The organism is Chromobacterium sp. Rain0013 (assembly GCF_015291765.1).
GTDB classification, from domain to species: domain Bacteria; phylum Pseudomonadota; class Gammaproteobacteria; order Burkholderiales; family Chromobacteriaceae; genus Chromobacterium; species Chromobacterium haemolyticum.
Window position 1 is genome coordinate 1,457,860 of record NZ_CP031514.1, and the last position, 20,005, is coordinate 1,477,864.

19 protein-coding genes are annotated in these 20,005 nt (G+C 62.2%); 13 read left to right on the forward strand and 6 right to left on the reverse strand.

The window, feature by feature from the left end:
• Nucleotides 1-83: 83 nt before the first annotated feature.
• From carB to DXT74_RS06900, 3 genes are all read left to right on the forward strand, one after another.
• Nucleotides 84-3,293: a carbamoyl-phosphate synthase large subunit gene (carB, locus tag DXT74_RS06890; protein ID WP_019100915.1), complete on the forward strand. Its 3,210-nt coding sequence runs from the start codon at nucleotides 84-86 to the stop codon at nucleotides 3,291-3,293.
• Between the two features lie 138 nt (nucleotides 3,294-3,431).
• Complete coding sequence (greA, locus tag DXT74_RS06895) at nucleotides 3,432-3,908, forward strand: transcription elongation factor GreA (protein ID WP_019100916.1); 477 nt, start codon at nucleotides 3,432-3,434, stop codon at nucleotides 3,906-3,908.
• 62 nt (nucleotides 3,909-3,970) lie between these two features.
• Nucleotides 3,971-4,399 (forward strand): DUF4149 domain-containing protein, encoded by a 429-nt coding sequence (locus tag DXT74_RS06900; RefSeq protein WP_194427611.1) that lies wholly within the window; start codon nucleotides 3,971-3,973, stop codon nucleotides 4,397-4,399.
• Nucleotides 4,400-4,645: 246 nt separating this feature from the next.
• Here the strand turns inward: DXT74_RS06900 and yhbY are convergent, their stop codons facing one another.
• Nucleotides 4,646-4,960 (reverse strand): ribosome assembly RNA-binding protein YhbY, encoded by a 315-nt coding sequence (gene yhbY / locus DXT74_RS06905; RefSeq protein ID WP_370551757.1) that lies wholly within the window; start codon nucleotides 4,958-4,960, stop codon nucleotides 4,646-4,648.
• Nucleotides 4,961-5,102: 142 nt separating this feature from the next.
• Between yhbY and rlmE the strand changes: the two genes are divergently transcribed.
• From rlmE to DXT74_RS06935, 6 genes are all read left to right on the forward strand, one after another.
• Nucleotides 5,103-5,720: a 23S rRNA (uridine(2552)-2'-O)-methyltransferase RlmE gene (gene rlmE, locus DXT74_RS06910; protein WP_043591324.1), complete on the forward strand. Its 618-nt coding sequence runs from the start codon at nucleotides 5,103-5,105 to the stop codon at nucleotides 5,718-5,720.
• 83 nt (nucleotides 5,721-5,803) lie between these two features.
• Nucleotides 5,804-7,714, forward strand: a complete 1,911-nt coding sequence (gene ftsH, locus DXT74_RS06915) for an ATP-dependent zinc metalloprotease FtsH (RefSeq protein WP_043591320.1) — start codon at nucleotides 5,804-5,806, stop codon at nucleotides 7,712-7,714.
• 90 nt (nucleotides 7,715-7,804) lie between these two features.
• Nucleotides 7,805-8,641: a dihydropteroate synthase gene (gene folP, locus DXT74_RS06920; protein ID WP_194427613.1), complete on the forward strand. Its 837-nt coding sequence runs from the start codon at nucleotides 7,805-7,807 to the stop codon at nucleotides 8,639-8,641.
• An 83-nt stretch (nucleotides 8,642-8,724) separates the two neighbouring features.
• Entirely contained in the window at nucleotides 8,725-10,059 is a 1,335-nt protein-coding gene (gene glmM, locus DXT74_RS06925) for a phosphoglucosamine mutase (protein WP_043637857.1), read from the forward strand.
• A gap of 244 nt (nucleotides 10,060-10,303) precedes the next feature.
• Nucleotides 10,304-12,220, forward strand: coding sequence for an ExeM/NucH family extracellular endonuclease (locus tag DXT74_RS06930; RefSeq protein ID WP_194427614.1), 1,917 nt, complete (start codon nucleotides 10,304-10,306; stop codon nucleotides 12,218-12,220).
• Nucleotides 12,202-12,792: a rhomboid family intramembrane serine protease gene (locus DXT74_RS06935; RefSeq protein ID WP_194427615.1), complete on the forward strand. Its 591-nt coding sequence runs from the start codon at nucleotides 12,202-12,204 to the stop codon at nucleotides 12,790-12,792. The genes DXT74_RS06930 and DXT74_RS06935 overlap by 19 nt, the downstream gene beginning before the upstream one ends.
• On the opposite strand, the gene alr is transcribed toward DXT74_RS06935, so the two are convergent.
• A complete protein-coding gene (gene alr / locus DXT74_RS06940) occupies nucleotides 12,738-13,811 on the reverse strand; it encodes an alanine racemase (protein ID WP_194427616.1) in 1,074 nt (357 codons plus the stop codon). The genes DXT74_RS06935 and alr overlap by 55 nt on opposite strands.
• Nucleotides 13,812-13,924: 113 nt before the next feature.
• Between alr and DXT74_RS06945 the strand changes: the two genes are divergently transcribed.
• Nucleotides 13,925-14,545 carry a DedA family protein gene (locus DXT74_RS06945; RefSeq protein WP_043637851.1) on the forward strand — a complete coding sequence of 207 codons (621 nt, stop codon included), beginning with the start codon at nucleotides 13,925-13,927 and terminating at the stop codon, nucleotides 14,543-14,545.
• Between the two features lie 67 nt (nucleotides 14,546-14,612).
• Here DXT74_RS06945 and DXT74_RS06950 read toward each other — a convergent pair whose 3' ends face one another.
• Complete coding sequence (locus DXT74_RS06950) at nucleotides 14,613-14,939, reverse strand: FKBP-type peptidyl-prolyl cis-trans isomerase (RefSeq protein WP_019101992.1); 327 nt, start codon at nucleotides 14,937-14,939, stop codon at nucleotides 14,613-14,615.
• A gap of 187 nt (nucleotides 14,940-15,126) precedes the next feature.
• Between DXT74_RS06950 and DXT74_RS06955 the strand changes: the two genes are divergently transcribed.
• Together DXT74_RS06955 and DXT74_RS06960 are read left to right on the forward strand one after the other, a co-directional pair.
• A complete protein-coding gene (locus tag DXT74_RS06955; RefSeq protein ID WP_194427617.1) occupies nucleotides 15,127-15,909 on the forward strand; it encodes a DUF2189 domain-containing protein in 783 nt (260 codons plus the stop codon).
• Between the two features lie 11 nt (nucleotides 15,910-15,920).
• Complete coding sequence (locus DXT74_RS06960; protein WP_194427618.1) at nucleotides 15,921-16,871, forward strand: D-2-hydroxyacid dehydrogenase; 951 nt, start codon at nucleotides 15,921-15,923, stop codon at nucleotides 16,869-16,871.
• Between the two features lie 307 nt (nucleotides 16,872-17,178).
• Here DXT74_RS06960 and DXT74_RS06965 read toward each other — a convergent pair whose 3' ends face one another.
• Entirely contained in the window at nucleotides 17,179-17,658 is a 480-nt protein-coding gene (locus tag DXT74_RS06965) for a DUF1841 family protein (RefSeq protein ID WP_196783838.1), read from the reverse strand.
• A gap of 56 nt (nucleotides 17,659-17,714) precedes the next feature.
• Here DXT74_RS06965 and DXT74_RS06970 point away from each other — a divergent pair, with 56 nt between their 5' ends.
• A complete protein-coding gene (locus tag DXT74_RS06970) occupies nucleotides 17,715-18,200 on the forward strand; it encodes a glutathione peroxidase (protein WP_019103852.1) in 486 nt (161 codons plus the stop codon).
• Nucleotides 18,201-18,340: 140 nt separating this feature from the next.
• Here the strand turns inward: DXT74_RS06970 and trmB are convergent, their stop codons facing one another.
• The gene (gene trmB / locus DXT74_RS06975; protein WP_043637849.1) at nucleotides 18,341-19,021 is read right to left on the reverse strand and encodes a tRNA (guanosine(46)-N7)-methyltransferase TrmB; all 681 of its coding nucleotides are present in this window, start codon (nucleotides 19,019-19,021) and stop codon (nucleotides 18,341-18,343) included.
• A gap of 35 nt (nucleotides 19,022-19,056) precedes the next feature.
• On the reverse strand, nucleotides 19,057-19,977 hold the full coding sequence (locus DXT74_RS06980) for an NAD-dependent epimerase/dehydratase family protein (RefSeq protein ID WP_194427619.1): 921 nt from the start codon (nucleotides 19,975-19,977) through the stop codon (nucleotides 19,057-19,059).
• Nucleotides 19,978-20,005: the final 28 nt, after the last annotated feature.

Here is a 20,005-nt window from a genome sequence, read left to right on the forward strand (position 1 = left end):
TTTAATATTCGCCGTGAAGCGGTTGGGCGTCCCAGGCGTCCGGGCTTCGCGGCAAACAAAATGCAATCATAAAGAGTAGAACCATGCCAAAGCGTAGCGACCTCAAAAGCATTCTGATCATCGGAGCCGGCCCCATCGTCATCGGCCAGGCCTGCGAATTCGACTACTCCGGCGCGCAAGCGTGCAAGGCCCTGCGCGAAGAGGGCTACAAAGTCATCCTGGTGAACTCCAACCCGGCCACCATCATGACCGATCCGGACATGGCCGATGTCACCTACATCGAGCCCATCACTTGGAAAGTGGTGGAAAAGATCATCGCCAAGGAGCGCCCGGACGCCATCCTGCCGACCATGGGCGGCCAGACCGCGCTGAACTGCGCGCTGGACCTGGCCAAGAACGGGGTGTTGGAAAAATACAAGGTGGAGCTGATCGGCGCCACCGAGGACGCCATCGACAAGGCCGAAGACCGTGGCCGTTTCAAGGAAGCGATGGCCAAGATCGGCCTGTCCTGCCCGCTGTCCTTTGTTTGCCACACCATGGAAGCGGCGCTGGACGCGCAGTCCAAGGTGGGCTTCCCGACACTGATCCGCCCGTCCTTCACCATGGGCGGTTCCGGCGGCGGCATCGCCTACAACCGCGAAGAATTCCTGGCCATCTGCGAGCGTGGTTTCGAAGCCTCTCCCACCCATGAGTTGCTGATCGAACAATCGGTGCTGGGCTGGAAAGAGTATGAAATGGAGGTGGTGCGCGACAAGAACGACAACTGCATCATCATTTGCTCGATCGAGAACTTCGACCCGATGGGCGTGCACACTGGCGACTCTATCACCGTGGCGCCGGCGCAAACGCTGACCGACAAGGAATACCAGATCATGCGCAACGCCAGCCTGGCGGTGCTGCGCGAGATCGGCGTGGACACCGGCGGTTCCAATGTGCAGTTCGCCACCAATCCGGCCACCGGCGAAATGATCGTCATCGAAATGAACCCGCGCGTCAGCCGTTCCTCGGCCTTGGCGTCCAAGGCCACCGGCTTCCCCATCGCCAAGATCGCGGCCAAGCTGGCGGTGGGCTTCACGCTGGACGAATTGAAGAACGACATCACCGGTGGCGCCACCCCGGCCTCCTTCGAACCGTCCATCGACTACGTGGTCACCAAGATTCCGCGTTTCGCCTTTGAAAAATTCCCGCAGGCCGACGACCGCCTGACCACCCAGATGAAGTCGGTGGGCGAGGTGATGGCGATGGGCCGCACCTTGCAGGAATCGATGCAGAAAGCGCTGCGCGGTCTGGAAACCGGCCTGGCCGGCTTCGACCCGGTCACGAGCGACGAAGCGGCTATCCGCCATGAACTGGGCACGCCGGGACCGGAGCGCATCCTGTACGTGGCCGATGCCTTCCGCATCGGCATGAGCCGCGACGATATCCACGCGGTCAGCAAGATCGACCCCTGGTTCCTGGCGCAGATCGAAGACCTGATTGGCGAAGAACAAGCGCTGGCCGGCCGCAAGATCGAAGAACTGGACTACGCAGAACTGCGCCGCTTGAAGCGCAAGGGCTTCTCCGACCGTCGTCTGGGCGAGCTCTTGGGCTCGGACCAGGCCGCGGTGCGCGCCAAGCGCTGGAGCCTGAACCTGCACCCGGTGTACAAGCGCGTGGACACCTGCGCCGCCGAATTCGCCACCAACACCGCCTATATGTACTCCAGCTACGAGGAGGAGTGCGAGTCCAACCCGTCCGACCGCAAGAAGGTGATGGTGCTGGGCGGCGGGCCGAACCGCATCGGTCAGGGCATCGAGTTCGACTACTGCTGCGTGCACGCTGCGCTGGCGCTGCGCGAATCCGGTTTCGAGACCATCATGGTCAACTGCAACCCGGAAACCGTATCCACCGACTACGACACCTCCGACCGCCTGTACTTCGAACCGTTGACGCTGGAAGACGTGCTGGAAATCTGCCGTATCGAAAAACCGTTCGGCGTCATCGTCCAGTACGGCGGCCAGACCCCGCTGAAACTGGCGCGCGCGCTGGAAGCCAACGGCGTGCCCATCATCGGCACCACCCCGGATATGATCGACGCCGCCGAGGACCGCGAGCGCTTCCAGAAGCTGCTGCACGAGCTGGGCCTGAAGCAGCCTCCCAACCGCACCGCGCGCGCGCCGGCCGAAGCGATGAAGCTGGCCGAGGAAATCGGCTATCCGCTGGTGGTGCGCCCGTCCTACGTGCTGGGCGGCCGCGCGATGGAAATCGTCCACGAGCCGGCCGATCTGGAGCGCTATATGCGCGAGGCGGTGAAGGTGTCCAATGACAGCCCGGTGCTGCTGGACCGCTTCCTCAACGATGCTATCGAAGTCGACGTCGACTGCGTGTCCGACGGCGAGAACGTGGTGATCGGCGGCATCATGCAGCACGTGGAGCAGGCCGGGGTTCACTCCGGCGATTCCGCCTGCTCGCTGCCGCCGTACAGCCTGTTCCCGGCGGTGCAGGATGAAATCCGCCGCCAGACCGTGGCCATGGCCCGCGCTTTGAACGTGGTTGGCCTGATGAACGTGCAGTTCGCCATTCAGGGCGACACCATCTACGTGCTGGAAGTGAATCCGCGCGCCAGCCGCACCGTGCCCTTCGTATCCAAAGTGACTTCCGCGCCGCTGGCCAAGATCGCGGCGCGCGCGATGGCCGGCATCGGCCTCAACGAGCAGGGCTTCACCAAGGAGGTGATTCCGCCGTTCTACGCGGTGAAGGAAGCGGTATTCCCCTTCATCAAGTTCCCCGGCGTGGACACCATCCTGGGGCCGGAAATGAAGTCCACCGGCGAGGTGATGGGCGTGGGCAAAACCTTTGCCGAAGCCTATGTGAAGGGTCAGCTGGGCGCAGGCGACCGTCTGCCCAAGACCGGCAAGGTGTTCTTGTCCGTGCGCGACAGCGACAAGAACGGCGCGGTGGAAGTGGCGCGCGAACTGCAGCGGTTGGGTTTCGGCGTCTGCGCGACGCGCGGCACCGCCAAGCATTTGTCCGCGGCGGGCATCGTGGTGCAGGTGGTCAACAAGGTTAATGAAGGCCGCCCGCACATCGTCGACATGATCAAAAACTCGGAAATCGATCTGCTGATCAACACCGTCGACGAAAAGCGCCAGGCGATTCAAGACAGCCACTCCATCCGCCGTTCGGCCTTGCAGGCGCGGATTCCGCAGTACACCACCCTGGCCGGCGCCAAGGCGGTGTGCGTGGGCATGGCCCACGCCGAGGAGTTCGACGTCTACAGCGTGCAGGAACTGCACAGCCAGATTCAGGGCTGAGTCCTGACGCGGGGGCTTGGAAGCGGGAGGGGTTTGCCGTTACAATCCCTCCCATAACCCGCTACTTCAAGCCGCCGTCCAGTACGGCGGCTTGTGCTTTTGATGAAGGCGGATGCCGCCTCTGGAGAGAATTCTGAAATGATCAAAGTCCCGTTGACCGTGCGCGGTGCCGAGCTGCTGAAAGAAGAGCTGCAACGCCTCAAGAGCGTGGAACGTCCGGCAGTGATCGAGGCGATTGCCGAGGCTCGCTCGCATGGCGACCTGTCCGAGAACGCCGAATACGACGCCGCCAAGGAGCGTCAGGGTTTTGTCGAAGGCCGCATCGCCGAACTGGAAGGCAAGATTTCCAACGCGCTGATCGTGAACCCGGCTGAACTGGACGCCGACGGCCGCGTGGTGTTCGGCGCCACCGTCGAACTGATGGACCTGGAGACCGAGGAAAACGTCACCTACCAGATCGTTGGCGACGACGAGGCCGATATCAAGGTATGCAAGGTGTCGGTGAACTCCCCGATCGCGCGCGCGCTGATCGGCAAGGAAGCCGGCGACGTGGCCGAGGTGGTGGCTCCGGGCGGCATCCGCGAATACGAAGTGCTCGACGTCAAATACATCTGAGTCCCGCCGACGAGCGGGCCGGACGGTCCGCGCGCGGCGCGGCGTGGGAGAGGGACTGAGACATGGATGGATTGCGTTCCATCGCCAAGACGTTCTGGATTGGCGGCTTATGGGTAATCGGCATCATCGTGGCGCCGGTGCTGTTCGCCATGCTGGACCGGGTCACCGCCGGCATGGTGGCTGGCAAGCTGTTCGCCAGCATCGCCTGGGTAGGGCTGGTGTGCGGGGCGATTCTGCTGGTGGACCATATCCGCCGCAACGGCGCGGCCGGGGTCAAGGAAAGCGGCTTCTGGCTGGTGATGGGCATGCTGGCCTGCACGCTGATCAATCATTTCGCCGTCACTCCCATCATCGCCAACCTCAAAGCGCAGATGAATCATGCGGCCGAAGGCCTGTTCGGCGGCGGCTTCGCCACCTGGCATGCGATTTCCAGCCTGATCTATCTGGTGCAGAGCTTGATGGGTTTGGTTTACGTCTGGCGCCACGACTAAGAACCTGTTCACGATCTGCTGCGCGTTGTGAGAGGTTGCACGGTGAGTACCGCTTCGAAATGCTGATGTGCCACTTGACCATTCCGCTTTTTCGCTCGTTTTCGCCTTGTCCCGCTCTTGCTCGCGAGATCTTGGACACGTTCTAAGGCGCCGTTCACGGTTCGTGAATATCCCGTTTGGAGCGGACAAAACAAAAGCGGTGGCATGCCACCGCTTTTCTTCAAGCGCGATCGCCGTGAACGGCGTTCAGCCTTTCAGCGTCTGCTTGTTCTTGGGCAGAACGATGCGTTGTTTATCGCTTGGACGCCACAGCACCAGCAACTTGCCGATGTGCTGGACCGGGGCGGCGCCCAGGTCTTCGCAGATCTGCTCGAACATGGCGACGCGCGCTTCGCGGTCGTCGCCCTGCACGCGGACCTTGATCAGTTCGTGTGCGTCCAGATTGATGGCGATTTCGCGGATCACCGCTTCGGTCAGGCCGTTGTTGCCTATCATCACCACTGGGTTGAGGTCGTGCGCCAGTCCCTGCAGATACTTGCGCTGGAACGGCTTGAGTTCAATTTTCATGAGAAATACGGATTTACAAAGCAAAAGCCGATTCTACTCGAGTTGGACGCTTTCCCAAAGTCCGGACCTAAAATAAATGAAAAACAACAGGATAGCGCGGCTGACCTGTTGCCCACCTTTTTAAGAGCACAGCGCAATGGCTAGAAGCAAGAGCAGCAACCACTGGTTGCAGGAACACGTCAACGATCCCTATGTCAACCAAGCGCAGAAAGACGGCTACCGCGCGCGGGCCGCTTACAAGCTGCTGGAAATCAACGACAAGGACAAGCTGATCCGTCCCGGCACGGTATTGGCCGATCTGGGGTCCACCCCCGGCAGTTGGTCGCAGGTGGCGGCGCGCATCGTCGGCGACAGCGGCAAGGTGTTCGCGCTCGACATTCTGGACATGGACCCGGTGCCCGGCGTCGACTTCATCCAGGGCGACTTCCGCGAGGAAGAAGTGCTGGCGCAATTCGTGCAATTGCTCGGCGGCCGCGAATTGGACCTTGTAATTTCCGATATGGCGCCCAATATGTCAGGCATGAGCGCCATTGACCAGGCCAGAAGTTTTCTGTTGTGCGAGCTGGCGTTGGAATTTGCGCGAGATCATTTGAAACCTGGCGGCCATTTTCTCGTCAAAGTGTTCCAGGGCAGCGATTTCCAAGCCTATCTCAAGTCCATGCGCGAGCTGTTCGACGAGGTAGTCACCCGCAAGCCGAAAGCGTCGCGCGACCGTTCCAGCGAAATTTACCTGCTGGGCAAAGGCCGACGCTGACATAAAGTGGCTCGCGGCGTACAATCAAAGCAAATATCTAGACAAGCAACCAAAAAGTCAGGGCACAGAGGAGTCCGCTACTCGTGAACAATATCGGCAAAAACATCGCGATATGGGTCATCATCGGTTTGGTACTGATGACGGTATTCAATCAGTTCAACAAGCGTCAGGATACCCAGAATCAGCTTGAATATTCGCAGTTCATCAGCGATGTCGAGTCCGGCAAGGTCCAGTCCCTGGCCATAGAAGGCCACCCGCTGCGCGGGCAATGGCTGAAAGGCAAGCTGACCGACGGCTCCGCGTTCAGCACCTACGCGCCTTACGACCCGCAACTGGTCGACGACCTGATCAAGAACAACGTTCGTTTCTCCGCCAAGCCGGAAGAGGAGCCGTCGATGCTGATGAATATTTTCATCAGCTGGTTCCCGATGCTGCTGCTGATCGGCGTATGGGTGTTCTTTATGCGCCAGATGCAGGGGGGCGGCAAGGGCGGCGCGTTCTCCTTCGGCAAGAGCAAGGCCAGAATGCTGGATCAGGACGCCAATACCGTTACTTTCGCCGACGTCGCCGGTTGCGACGAGGCTAAGGAAGAAGTGAAGGAGATCGTCGATTATCTGCGCGACCCTTCCCGTTACCAGAGCTTGGGCGGCCGCATTCCGCGCGGCATCTTGCTGGCCGGCTCGCCTGGTACCGGCAAGACCTTGCTGGCCAAGGCCATCGCTGGCGAAGCCAAGGTGCCGTTCTTCAGCATTTCCGGTTCCGATTTCGTTGAAATGTTCGTCGGCGTGGGCGCGGCCCGCGTGCGCGACATGTTCGAGCAGGCCAAGAAGAACTCGCCGTGCATCATCTTCATCGACGAGATCGACGCGGTTGGTCGCCAACGCGGCGCCGGTCTGGGCGGCGGCAACGACGAGCGTGAACAGACGCTGAACCAGCTTCTGGTGGAAATGGACGGTTTCGACACCAATTCCACCGTGATCGTGATCGCCGCGACCAACCGTCCGGACGTGCTGGACCCTGCGCTGCAGCGTCCGGGTCGTTTCGACCGCCAGGTGGTGGTTCCGCTGCCCGATATCCGCGGCCGTGAACAGATTCTGGGCGTGCACATGCGCAAGGTGCCGATTGCCGCTGACGTCAATGCCGAGGTGATCGCGCGCGGCACGCCGGGTTTCTCCGGCGCCGACCTCGCCAACCTGATCAACGAAGCCGCCTTGTTCGCAGCGCGTCGCAACAAGCGCCTGGTGGACATGGAGGACCTCGAGTCCGCCAAGGACAAGATCATGATGGGCGCAGAGCGCCGCAGCATGGTGATGACCGACGAAGAGAAGCGCAACACCGCTTACCACGAGTCCGGCCACGCCGTCGTTGCCAAGCTCTTGCCCAAGGCGGACCCGGTGCACAAGGTCACCATCATCCCGCGCGGCCGCGCGCTGGGCGTGACCATGCAGTTGCCGGAGCAGGACCGCTTCGCCTATGACCGAGGTTATCTGCTGGACCGCATCGCCATCTTGTTCGGCGGCCGCATCGCGGAAGAGCTGTTCATGAATCAGATGACCACCGGCGCTTCCAACGACTTCGAGCGCGCCACGCAAATGGCGCGCGACATGGTGACCCGCTACGGCATGAGCGACAAGCTGGGCCCGATGGTGTACGGCGAGAACGAGGGCGAAGTCTTCCTCGGCCGCTCCATCACTACCCACAAAAACCTGTCTGAAGCCACCATGCAGCAGGTGGACGCTGAAATTCGCCGCATTATCGACGAGCAATACGCGCTGGCGCGCCGCTTGCTGGAAGAGAACCGCGACAAAGTCGAGGCGATGACCGCCGCGCTGCTGGAATGGGAAACCATCGATGCGGATCAGATCAACGACCTGATGGACGGCAAGCCGCCGCGTCCGCCGAAGCCTGGCGCTGGTTTCGCGGCCAAGCCGCAGGAAGACAAACCGACGCCGCCGGCCGCCGAGCCGACCGCCGATCCGGCCCAGGAAGTCTGAGTCCCTCAGTCATCAAGCCGGGCAAGCCTTGATAGGCTTGCCCGGTTTTTTTGCGACAACACCCCTCCATCCATGAGCGTAGTTCAGATCATGAAACCCTCTTTGCAATGCGGGCGCTTCACGCTCGATCTGTCCCGTCCCCTGGTGATGGGCATTCTGAACGTCACCCCGGACTCCTTTTCCGACGGCGGGCGTTTCAACGCCTTGGACCAGGCGCTGAGCCACGCCGAGCAAATGCTGGCGGACGGCGCGGCCATTCTCGATATCGGCGGCGAGTCGACACGACCGAACGCGCCTCATGTCAGCCCTGAACAGGAAATGGAGCGGGTGCTGCCGGTGTTGGAGCGTTTGCGAGAGCTAGGCGCGCCGCTGTCGCTGGACACGCGGCGCACTGTGGTCATGCGCGAGGCGCTGGCCATGGGCGCGGTGGATCTGGTCAACGATGTGTCTGCGTTGGAAGACGCGGGCGCGTTGGAGTTGGTGGCGGCTTCGGATGCCGCAATTTGTCTGATGCACAAGCAAGGCAACCCGGACACGATGCAGGATCGGCCGGAATACGCGGATGTGGTGGCTGAAGTGGCCGGCTATCTGGCGCGCCGCGTCCAGCTTTGTCTGGATGCCGGCATCGCCCGCGGCAGGCTGCTGGTTGACCCTGGCTTTGGTTTCGGCAAGACGCTGGAACACAATCTGGCCTTGCTGCGCGGGCTGCCGGAGATTGAACGCGCCGCCGGCGCGCCGTTACTGGTGGGTTTGAGCCGCAAATCCATGCTGGGCGCGATCACTGGCGAAGCGACGCCAGCGGAGCGCCTGGGCGCCAGCGTGGCAGTGGCGCTGGAGTCGGCGCGGCGCGGCGCGCGCATCATTCGCGTGCATGACGTGAAGGCCACGCGCCAGGCCTTGCAAGTGCTGGATGCCTTGAAAGTTTGAACTGAAAGGGGTGTCTGGCGCACAATAGCCGGCGTAGCGATTACAGCGGTTGGCCAGAAGCCGGCCGGATTCGAGAGAGAAACATGAGTCGTAAATACTTTGGCACCGATGGCGTGCGCGGCGAGGTCGGTCAATTCCCGATCACGCCTGAATTCGTGATGAAACTGGGCTATGCCGCCGGCCGCGTATTGGTCGACCACGACAAGGCGCATCGTCCTACGGTCTTGATCGGCAAGGATACCCGGATTTCCGGCTATATGCTGGAAGCGGCGCTGCAAGCCGGCTTTTCCGCCGCCGGCGTCAATGTGCTGCTGACCGGCCCGTTGCCGACGCCGGGCATCGCCTACCTGACCCGCGCGCTGCGTCTCGAGGCCGGGGTGATGATCTCCGCTTCGCATAATCCCTTCCAGGATAACGGCATCAAGTTCTTCGCCGAAGGCGGCAAGAAGCTGGACGATGCCGTTGAGTTGGAAATCGAGGCGATGCTGGAGCAGCCGATGGCGACCAATCCGTCCGAACAATTGGGCCGGGTGCGTCGCATCGAGGGCGCGGTGGAGCGCTACATCGAGTTCTGCAAGAGCAGCTTTCCCAACGATCGCGATCTCAAGGGCTTGAAGCTGGTGGTGGATTGCGCCCACGGCGCCACTTACCACGTAGCGCCCAAGGTGTTCCATGAACTGGGCGCGGAGGTGGTCACCATCGGCGGCGAGCCGGACGGCTACAACATCAACGAGAAGGTGGGTGCCACCTATCCCAAGACTTTGCAGGTAGCGGTGCTGGAGCACCACGCCGACTACGGCATCGCGCTGGACGGCGACGGCGACCGGCTGATCATGGTGGACCGCGAAGGCACCGTTTACGACGGCGATCAGCTGATCTACGTGATCGCCAAGGCGCGCGCGGCCAGGGGCGAGCTCAAGGGCGGCGTGGTCGGCACGGTGATGACCAATCTGGCGATGGAACTGGCGCTAAACAAATTGGGCGTGGAGTTTGGCCGCGCCAAGGTGGGCGACCGCTATGTGCTGGAAATGCTGCATGGCAAAGGTTGGCAGGTGGGAGGAGAAGCTTCCGGCCATATCTTGTGCCTGGACTGCCACTCTACCGGCGACGGCATCATTTCCAGCTTGCAAGTCCTGGCTAGCCTGACGGATCTGGGCATGAGCCTGGCCGACGCCTGCAGCGACTGGCAGCCGTATCCGCAGACGCTGATCAATGTTCGCCATAACGGCTGCGATTGGAAGAGCGCCTCCGCGGCGTCGCTGGCCGCCGCCGAGCAGGCTTTGCAAGGCCGCGGCCGCGTGGTGTTGCGTCCGTCCGGTACTGAGCCGGTGGTGAGGGTGATGGTGGAAGCCGACGACAAGGCTCTGGCCGATCAGTGGGCGCAGTCCATTGCGGCGGCGATCCAGAGCGTCGCCTGATTGCCACAGCCGGCAAGTGCCGGCATTAGCATGAAAACGCCATACATTGTTTGTTTGGCGTTTTTTTATTGCCTGGATTTGGAAAGATGCGGAGCTTACTGTTTTCAGGAAAAACATACAGATAGCGACTTTGCGTGCAACTGTATCTAATGACATCTTTTTGTCATTGCGCTCTGGTTAGAATCAGCGCTCCTTACGCTCGTGATGAACCCAGACCATGAAAACAGCAACAGCATTCAGGACCTTGAGCCCTATCGCCATGGCAGTGGCGTTGGCGACTCCGGCCTTGGCCCAGGCCGCTTGCGGCTCCGCCGGCGCCACTTTAATCCATGATGTGCAGGGCCGCGTCGTCGGAAGCCCGATGCAGGGCAAGACCGTCACTGTGGAAGGCGTCGTCAGCGGTGCCTTCACCGGGGCCGGGCAATTGCGTGGCTTCTACCTGCAAGAAGAGGTGCGGGATCAGGATGCCGACCCGACCACCTCGGAAGGCATCTTCGTGTTTCTCGGCAATCTAGCGGCGCCGACGCTTAAACCCGGCGATGTGGTGCGCGTCACTGGCAAAGTGTCCGAGTACAGCCGCAAGGGCGACGCCGCCAGCGAAACCCAGATCACCCCGGCCACGATCGCCGCGGTGGAGCAGTGCGCTTACAGCGAGCCCTTGAGCTACGCCACGTTGCGGCTGCCCTTGCAATCCCGCGCTCAGCTGGAGGCGCTGGCCGGCATGGCCGTGCGCCTGGAAGGACCGGTCTACGTCGCCGCCAATTACGACTACGGCCGTTACGGCGAGCTGACGCTGTCCAGCCAGCCGCGGCTGTGGACCGCCACCCAGCGTTTTCTGCCCGGCAGCGCCGAAGCCAAGGCGCTGACCGAGGCCAATCAATTGGACAAGCTGACCCTGGACGACGGCCTGCAGATCCAAAACGCCAATGCCTGGCTGCCGGCGCCCGGCGGCTTGTCCGCCAGCCAGACCTTGCGCAGCGGCGACCGTCTGGACGGCGTGACCGGCGTGTTCAGCTACGCCTTTGGCAAATATCGGCTGCAACCGCTGGCCGCGCCGAGCGTGGTGGCCAGTAATCCGCGCCCCGGCGCGCCCAAGCGTAAGCCGGAGAGCGTGCGCTTCGCCAGCTTCAATGTGCTCAACTTCTTTAATGGCGACGGCCAAGGCAAGGGTTTCCCGACGCCGCGCGGCGCCAAGACTCAGCAGGATTTCGAGCGCCAACGCGCCAAGATCGTGGCCGCGATTCGTCAACTGGACGCTGATGTAGTGGGCCTGATGGAAATCGAGAATGATGGCTTCGACCGCTACTCGGCGATTCAGGACTTGGTGAATGCGCTAAATCAGGGCCAACCCCAGCCCAAGCAATATCAATTCGCCAACCCCGGCCTGCCGCAAGTGGGCAGCGACGCGATCACCACCGGCCTGATCTACCGTCCGACCGTGGTGACGGCGGAGGGCAAGGCCGAGGTGAGGGTGGTAGGCAATCCGCAGAAGAACCGGCCGGCCTTGTTGCAGACTTTTGTGCTGGACGCCAAGAGCAAGACCCGGGTCACCGTGGCGGTCAACCATCTGAAGTCCAAGGGCAGCAGCTGCGCCGACATGGTAGTGGACGGGCAGGCCGACGTGGATAAGGGCGACGGTCAGGGCAATTGCAATCTGACCCGGGTGCAGGCGGTGCGCGATCTGATGGCGTGGTACGCCACCCGTCCGCAGCCCGGCCCTAACGACGGCATGCTATTGCTGGGCGATATGAATTCCTACGCCAAGGAAGATCCGATCCGCGCCTTTGAAAGCGCGGGCTTCAACAACCTGCTGGCGCGTTGGAGCCGCGATGCCTATTCCTATGTATTCAACGGTGAATCCGGCAACCTGGACCATGCATTGGCCGATAAGCCGCTGAGCTCCATGGTGCTGGCCGCCGGGGAGTGGCACATCAACGCCGATGAGCCGACAGCGCTGGAGTACAGCAGCGAGTTCAAGAGCGCGGAGCAGCAGCAGAAATACTACGCGGCGGACGCTTACCGTTCTTCGGATCATGATCCCTTGTACGTCGACGTGGCGCGTCGCGGCAACGCGGTGGCGGCAGCGGACGAAGGCGGCCTGGCGTTGCTGCTGGGCTTGGGCGCATTAGGAGCGACGGCGCTGTGGCGCCGCAAGCGCTGAAGACCCTGGCCGGCCGGCTGCAGCTGGGTTTATGCCTCGTCGTCCTGCTGCCGCTGGCCGCGCCTTGGGGCGCGGGGGCGCTGGCGTGGCGTTTCGAGCCTTGGAACGCCGAGGAGTGGTGGCGGGCGTTGAGCGGCGGCTGGGTGCATGCCGACGCGCGCCACGCCTGCTTAAACAGCGCGGCGCTGGCTGTGCTGGCCTGCTTGGGGCTGGGACGGGCGTCGCTGCTGCTGGGGTTGGCGCTGACGGCGCCGCCGCTAATCGCCGTCATGCAATGGCTGTGGCCGGCGCCGCAGGCTTTTGTCGGCGCATCCGGCCTGGTGTATTGCTGGTGGGCGGCGCTGGCACTGACGCAGCCGCGCTGGCGCGGCTTGTGGCTGGCCGCCCTGCTGGCCCGGCTGGTGTGGCAAAGCCTGTTTCCAGGCAATTGGAGCAGCGGCGAGCCGGTCTTGACGTCGGCGCATTGGAGCGGCGCGGTCTTGGGTATGTTGGCCACCTGCGGCTGGCTGCGCCGGGCTCAGTTATTGACGACGCGCGGCACTCTCGGCGCCACTGCGCACATCAGTTCGTAGCCCAAAGTGCCCGCGCCGGCGGCGACTTGTTCTATCGGCACTTGAGGGCCCCACAGTTCAACCCGGCTGCCAATGCCGGCTTGAGGCAGTGCGCTCAGGTCCACCGCCAGCATGTCCATGGATACCCGGCCGACGATGCCGCTGGGCAGGCCATCCACCGCGACCGGCGTGCCGTTGTCGGCGATGCGCGGATAGCCGTCGGCGTAGCCGCAAGCGACGATGCCGACGCGCATGTCGCGTTCGGCCACCAGGCGTCGACCGTAGCCGACGGCGTCGCCGGCTGGCACCTTTTGCACCGCGATGACCCGGCTGCTCAGCGTCATCGCCGCCTGTAGGCCCAAGCCGGCGGCGTCGATGTCGGCGAAGGGAGAACAGCCGTAGAGCACGATGCCGGGGCGCACGATGGCGCCGTGGGTATGCGGGTGGCGGAACAGCGCGGCGGAGTTGGCGGCGCTGACCGGCAGCGCGCTGGGCGCGATCAAGGGCTGGAAGCGCCCCCATTGTTCGGCGACGCCGTAGTCGTCGTCGGCGGTGGCGAAGTGGGTCATCAGCGCATCGACGCGCGCGCTGGGTTGAGCGCGCAATTGCGCGAGCGCGGCGGGGGCCTCCGCCGGGGTGAAGCCCAGCCGGTTCATGCCGCTATTGATCTTCAGCCAAACGGAAACCGGCTGTTTGGCGGAACCTTTGGCCAGCCAGCTTATCTGTTGTTGGGAATGTACCGCGCCGCCTAGCCGGTAGTGCGCCATCGCCGCGGCTTCCTCGGCGTCGAAAGCGCCTTCCAGCAGTACGATGTCCTGTTGGATGCCCGCTTCGCGCAAGCGGACGGCGTCCTCGATATTGAGCAGGGCGAAGCCGTCGGCGACATCGGCCAAGGCTTGGACCGCATCCAGCAGTCCATGGCCGTAGGCATTGGCCTTGAGCACGGCGTATGCCTTGGCTTGAGGGGCCTGGGCGCGGGAAAGCAGGTAGTTGTGGCGGATGGCGGCGCGGTGGATTTCCACCTGGATAGGGCGAGTCATGTCAAGAAAGTCTGCGTTGGAGGTGTGCTATTATAAGCCCCTGGTGATGTACCCCGATAACGCAGCCGCGCCAGGATCGTCCTGAACGGAGACATGGCGGCAAGCGGAACAAAATGGACACTCTGCAAATACTTCTCGATTTTTTCACTGGCTACGGCTATGTCGCCGTATTCACCGTGTTGCTGGTATGCGGCTTCGGCGTGCCGATTCCCGAAGACATCACCTTGGTGGCCGGCGGCATTATTTCCGGCCTAGGCTACACCAATGTGCATTGGATGTTTCTCGTCGGCATGGCCGGGGTGCTGGCAGGCGACGGCATCATGTTCACCGCCGGGCGAGTGTTTGGCAACCGGGTGCTGAAGTTCCGGCCCATCGCGCGGATCCTGACTCAAGAGCGTTTTGAAGCGGTGCAGGAGAAGTTCGAAAAGTACGGCAATTGGGTACTGTTCGTTGCCCGTTTTCTACCCGGACTGCGCTCTCCCATTTTCATTACCGCCGGCATGACTCGCCGCGTTTCCTACTGGCGTTTCTTGCTGATGGACGGCTTCGCCGCCCTGATCTCGGTGCCGGTATGGGTGTATCTGGGCTATTACGGCGCCGCCAACCGCGAGTGGTTGATGACCATGGTGCATCGCGGGCAGGCCGGCATTCTGGCGGTGGTGGCCGCCTTGCTGCTGGGCGTGGCTTTCGTCTGGATGCGCCGCCGTCGTCAGCATCAGTGTGTGAAGAAATAAGCCCGCGCCATCCAATGAAAAAAGCTTCCCTGGGGAAGCTTTTTTTACGTCCTTGCACAGCAGGGGTTCAACCCACTTGCAAGAGCTCCACCTCGAACACCAGAGTGGCGTTGGGAGGAATCACGCCGCCGGCGCCGCGCGCGCCGTAGCCCAGCTCGGCCGGGATGGTCAGCTTGCGTTTGCCGCCCACTTTCATGCCGGCCACGCCTTGGTCCCAGCCCTTGATCACATAGCCGGCGCCCAGCGGGAAGCTGAACGGCTGGAAACGGTCCTTGCTGGAATCGAACTTGGTGCCGTCGGTCAGCCAGCCAGTGTAGTGCACGGTGACTTCCTGGCCGCTGACGGCTTCGGCGCCGTCGCCGATCGCCAGTTCTTCGATAATCAGTTCGCTCATGAGATGTCCTTTCGCGCAAGCGCGGGATGAGGCCCGGCCCGGCGGCGCGAAGCGCGGCGCGCGTCAAGGGCCGTGGCAATCGCGGGATTATAGCAGCCGGACGGCCAGCTTGTGTTTTGCGACGCGTGGCGTATAACGGTAAGGATGCGGGGGCTGCCTCGCATCGTATCCTTGAGGGGGACTTGTCATGGACGCGACTCACGATATCCCGCGCGATCGCCCGGTTGCGCGCAGGGTGGAAACCTCCCGGCCGTTGCAATGGCTGAAAAAAGGCTTCCGCGATTTTCAAAAAGCCCCGGCCGACTGCCTGTTTTACGGCGCGGTATTCGTATTGATGGGGTATTTGCTGACCTTGTACTCCGAACACTCTCCTGAGCTGATCATCACCTTCGCCACCATTTTCCTGTTGGCCGGCCCCTTTCTGGCGATAGGTCTGTACGACATCGCCAAGCAGATGGAGGCTTTCGACGGTCATGGACGAGTCAAGCTGGCGCACAGCATGGCGGCCTGGCGCGTCAACTTGCCGGCTTTCACCTTGTACGCGGCCTTGCTGGCGGTGCTGGTGTTCGGTTGGTTCCGAGTGTCTTTGCTGATGTTCGCGCTGTTCTACGACACCGCCGCCTTGCCATCCTTGAATGACATTGTGGTCAATGCCTTCAATCCGGACAATCTCGCCTTCCTGGTGGCTTACTTCGCGGTGGGCTTCCTGTTTGCTCAGCTGGTATTTTCGGTCAGCGTGGTCTCTATCCCCTTGATGCTGGATAAGGAGGTGGACACCGTCACCGCCATGATCGCCAGCGTGCAGGCGGTGCTGAAGAATCTGCTGACGATGGGCATATGGGCGGCTATCATTGTGACGCTGAGCGCGGTGGGCTTTGCGACTTATTTCCTGGGCCTGATCATCATCATGCCGGTTCTGGCGCTGGCCAGCTGGCATGCTTACCGCGATTTGATCACTTTCGAGAGATGACTGAATAGCCGATGACCCACTCCGTCGTGTTTCTTGACCGGGACAGCTTGCCTGTCCCGGTTCCGCTTTTGCCGTTCCCGTCCGAATATCACGAGTTCCCCTCCACCAGCGTCGAAGACGCGGCGATGAATTGCTCGGGGGCGGACATCGTCATCACCAACAAGGTGCCGTTGCGTCGGGAAACCCTGGAGCAATTGCCTGGGCTTAAGCTGGTGGCGGTGGCCGCCACGGGCTACAACCATGTCGACCTGGACGCCTGTCGCGAGCTGGGCATCGCGGTCTGCAATATCCGCCATTATGGCGACGACACCGTGGCCGAACACGCGCTGACCCTGATGCTGGCCCTGGCCAAGAACCTGCCGGCCTATCAGCGCGACGTCGCCGCAGGGGTGTGGCAGCAATCGAGACAGTTCTGCCATTTCGGCGCGCCGATCCGCGATTTGCGCGGCGCGACCCTGGGGATTGTCGGCGCGGGCGGTATTGGCCTGCGCTTGGCGGAGATGGCCGGCGCGCTTGGCATGGAAGTGTTGTTCGTCGAGCGCAAAGGCGCGAAGACGTTGCGCTCCGGTCATGTGGCTTTTGCCGAGGCCTTGGCGCAGGCCGATGTGATTTCGCTGCATTGCCCGCTGACCGAGGAAACCCGGGACTTGATCGCCCAGCCGGAGCTGATGCTGATGAAGCCCGGCGCCTTGTTGATCAACACCGCGCGCGGGGGCCTGGTTAACGAGGAGGACCTGGTGGCTGCGCTGAAATACGGGCAGCTGGGCGGCGCGGGTTTCGACGTGCTGAGCGAAGAGCCGCCGGTACATGGCAATCCTCTGTTGAAAACCCGCTTGCCCAATTTGATTGTCACCCCTCATGTGGGCTGGGCCAGCCGGCAGGCGATGGAGCGTCTGGCCGCGCAGCTGGTGGACAATATCGCGGCCTTTGTAGCGGGCGTAGAGCGCAACCGTTTGTTGTGAGACCCGTTCGTTTCAGGCTTCAAGCCGGCTAAGGCCGGCTTTTTTTAATGATTCATTTTAAATATTATATTTATATAAATGATTCAATATTTTATTTGTTGTTAATTGTTGAAAAACTATTTGCAATTTGTTTATTGTGGGAATAGCATGAAGCTGCTCTTCTGGCTTTGCCAGTACGAGCTGCCCCGCTTGATCGCCGTGGAGGGTTTCCCCCCCACGGCTCTTTTTTTGCCTGTCGCCGGGCAATGCAAAACGCCCGGCTGAGCCGGGCGTTGGTCATGAGCAAGCGCTTGTCGGGTGTGCGGCGTCAGCCTGGGATGTCACTAGGGTTGATGCGGGGCTGCTCCTCCGCTCCCATGCCCAACTTGCCGCGAATACAGCCTATGTAGCGGTTCACGTCCGGTCCGCCGCCATGGCGCTGAGCGTGCCAGATCATTTCGCCGAGACAATCCATCATCGCGTGCTGAGCCAGATGTTCGCTGCCGTGGCGCAGCGCCAGCTGGGCGTACAAGGAGCGGATGCCGAAGGGCTGGTCGATGGAGCGCTGTTCCTCAATAGCCACATGCAGGCCCAGGTGCAGGAAGGGATTGCTCTGGCCCATTTCCGGAGTCCACTCCTGTTCCATATACTGTTCCGGCCGATCCAGAATGGCGTGATACTCCGGGTGGTCTATAAGAATGGGGAGCACCATTTTTTCCAGATCGGACAAGTCCGTCCCGGATTTGGATTTCTGCCAGGTGTCGAAGAAAAAGCGCCGGGCGTCCTGCCGGCTGGGATTGAACAACATCGGATAGTGCCTGAGTGGATTCTCGGGAGCGCTCATTATACGAGACGGAGGTGGCCATGACCACGCTTTACGACTTCACCGCCGCGCGCATAGACGGCAGCGAACAGCCGCTGTCGGCGTACACCGGCCAAGTGACGTTGGTGGTGAATACCGCCAGCGAGTGCGGCTACACCCGGCAGTACGCCGGCTTGCAGGATTTGCAGCAAGGCTTGGGCGGCCGCGGGCTGGTTGTGCTGGGATTCCCCTGCAATCAGTTCGGCGGCCAGGAGCCGGGCGACGAGGCCGAGATCGAGCGTTTTTGCCGGACGCGCTTCGAGGTGGATTTCCCCATGTTCGCGAAGGTGGAGGTTAACGGGCCGCGGGCTCATCCGTTGTGGCGCTGGCTGACTCAAGCAGACTCCACCCATCCACACCCGGTGAAGTGGAACTTCACCAAATTCCTGATCGATGCGAAGGGAAGGGTGGTCAAGCGTTACGAGCCGGCGGTGGAGCCGCACGAGTTGCTGGAGGATATCGAGGCTTTATTGCCGCGAGCGGGCTGAGAGCCTGTTCAAAGACTACCGCGCTGCGTGATGCGTGGCCCGGCGGGTACGTGCTCAGAACGTGTTCACGATCTCTCTCTGGCCGGAGAGCTTTTGAACAGGCGCTGACGCCCGCCGCTTGCGACGGGCGTGGGAGGGGATCAGAGGCGGCGGAAAATGACGTCCCACACGCCGTGGCCCAGTTTGATGCCGCGGGCCTCGAACTTGGTCAGCGGGCGGTAGTCCGGGCGTGGCGCGTAGCCATCGGCGGTATTGACCAGCTGCGGCTGGCTGCTGAACACGTCCATGATTTGCAAGGCGTAGTCTTCCCAATCGGTGGCTGCGTGCAGGTAGCCGCCCGGCTTGAGCTTGGTGATCAGCTTCTCCACCAGCGGCGCCTGGATCAAGCGCCGCTTGTTGTGGCGTTTCTTGTGCCAGGGGTCGGGAAAGAAAATATGCACTCCATCCAGGCTGCCGTCGGCCAGCATGTGATCCAGCACCTCCACCGCGTCGTGTCGGATGATGCGCAGATTGCTCAATTCTTTTTCCGCGATCAGCTTGCACAGATTGCCGACGCCGGGAGAGTGCACTTCCACGCCCAGGTAGTCTTGATCCGGATTGGCGGCGGCGATTTCGGCGGTGGCGCCGCCCATGCCAAAGCCGATCTCCAGAATTTTGGGCGCGGCGCGGCCGAAGGCCTGCTCCAGATCGATGCGCTCGGGGCGGTATTCTATGCCCCAGCGCGGCATGCCTTCGTCCATCGCGCGTTGCTGGCCGGGGGACAGATGGCCTTGGCGCAGGACGAAGCTGCGGATGGCGCGTTGAAATGCCGGATTTTCCATAGAGAAGCCTGCTGAAACTCAAAAAAACCGCGATGTTACCGAATCTTGGCCGCCGAGGCGAGCGCGACGGCGATGCGTTCCGGCGCTTGGGCCAGCGCCGCCAGGTAGACGGCAGTGTTGGGCCAGCGGAGTACCGGCAGCAATTCCCGGCGCAAACGCCTGTTGTCCAACTGCCTGGACTCCATCATATACGACCATAGACCAGCGGAGACCTGGGCGCGGACTTCCTCGCGCGGCAGCAAGGGCGGCAAGACCAGGCCAAGCGTGGCGGCGAGCCGGCGGTACCATTCGCTGATTGGAAGCGGCTGATCGTCGCTGGCGTTGTATACGCGAGGGCCGCCGCGGCATTGCCGCAATGCCGCCACGCAGGCGGCGGCAAGGTCGTCGGCGTGGATGTGATTGCTCCAGCTGTCCTCTTCCGGGCGGATCAGCGGCGTTTGCGAGGCGAAACGGCTTAGCGGAAGGCGGTTGTCAGCGTAGATGCCCGGCGCGCGCAACACGGTCAGTTGACTGCCGTGGGCTGCGGCAAAGCTTCGCAATTGGGTTTCGGCGTCCAAGCGTCGGAAGGCGCGATCGTTGTGCGGGCGAGGACGGGCGCCTTCATCCAGCAAAGCGCCATCGGCATTGCCGTACACGCCGCTGGTGCTGATATAGACTAGGCGCTGTGGTATCCTGCAACCTTTTGCCAACGCAGACAACAACTTGCGCATGCGCAAGTCCTTGCGGCCGGTTTCCTGGGGGGGAGCGGTCAGCAGCAGATCGTCGGCCAGGCCGGCCAATCGGCGCAAAGTGACGGGGTTGTCCAGATCGCCCCGGATGGGCGTGACGCCCTGCCGGCGCAGCGCTTCGGCGCTCGCGCTTGAGCGGCATAGCGCCAGCACTCGCCAGCGGCGGGTCAGTTCCGGCAAAGCGCGGCGCGCGACATCGCCGGCGCCGATGATCATCAGGGTTCGCATGATGCGCATTTTAGCCAGATATTGAGTA

What these genes read in the sequence shown, in the direction of transcription:
- DXT74_RS06945 (WP_043637851.1), top strand. Translation starts at nt 13,925, where the DNA reads ATGGACACTCTGCAAATACTTCTCGATTTTTTCACTGGCTACGGCTAT.
- DXT74_RS06950 (WP_019101992.1), bottom strand. Translation starts at nt 14,939, where the DNA reads ATGAGCGAACTGATTATCGAAGAACTGGCGATCGGCGACGGCGCCGAA.
- DXT74_RS06980 (WP_194427619.1), bottom strand. Translation starts at nt 19,977, where the DNA reads ATGCGAACCCTGATGATCATCGGCGCCGGCGATGTCGCGCGCCGCGCT.
- greA (WP_019100916.1), top strand. Translation starts at nt 3,432, where the DNA reads ATGATCAAAGTCCCGTTGACCGTGCGCGGTGCCGAGCTGCTGAAAGAA.
- carB (WP_019100915.1), top strand. Translation starts at nt 84, where the DNA reads ATGCCAAAGCGTAGCGACCTCAAAAGCATTCTGATCATCGGAGCCGGC.
- DXT74_RS06970 (WP_019103852.1), top strand. Translation starts at nt 17,715, where the DNA reads ATGACCACGCTTTACGACTTCACCGCCGCGCGCATAGACGGCAGCGAA.
- DXT74_RS06955 (WP_194427617.1), top strand. Translation starts at nt 15,127, where the DNA reads ATGGACGCGACTCACGATATCCCGCGCGATCGCCCGGTTGCGCGCAGG.
- DXT74_RS06960 (WP_194427618.1), top strand. Translation starts at nt 15,921, where the DNA reads ATGACCCACTCCGTCGTGTTTCTTGACCGGGACAGCTTGCCTGTCCCG.
- DXT74_RS06965 (WP_196783838.1), bottom strand. Translation starts at nt 17,658, where the DNA reads ATGTTGTTCAATCCCAGCCGGCAGGACGCCCGGCGCTTTTTCTTCGAC.
- trmB (WP_043637849.1), bottom strand. Translation starts at nt 19,021, where the DNA reads ATGGAAAATCCGGCATTTCAACGCGCCATCCGCAGCTTCGTCCTGCGC.
- glmM (WP_043637857.1), top strand. Translation starts at nt 8,725, where the DNA reads ATGAGTCGTAAATACTTTGGCACCGATGGCGTGCGCGGCGAGGTCGGT.
- rlmE (WP_043591324.1), top strand. Translation starts at nt 5,103, where the DNA reads ATGGCTAGAAGCAAGAGCAGCAACCACTGGTTGCAGGAACACGTCAAC.
- DXT74_RS06900 (WP_194427611.1), top strand. Translation starts at nt 3,971, where the DNA reads ATGGATGGATTGCGTTCCATCGCCAAGACGTTCTGGATTGGCGGCTTA.
- alr (WP_194427616.1), bottom strand. Translation starts at nt 13,811, where the DNA reads ATGACTCGCCCTATCCAGGTGGAAATCCACCGCGCCGCCATCCGCCAC.
- folP (WP_194427613.1), top strand. Translation starts at nt 7,805, where the DNA reads ATGAAACCCTCTTTGCAATGCGGGCGCTTCACGCTCGATCTGTCCCGT.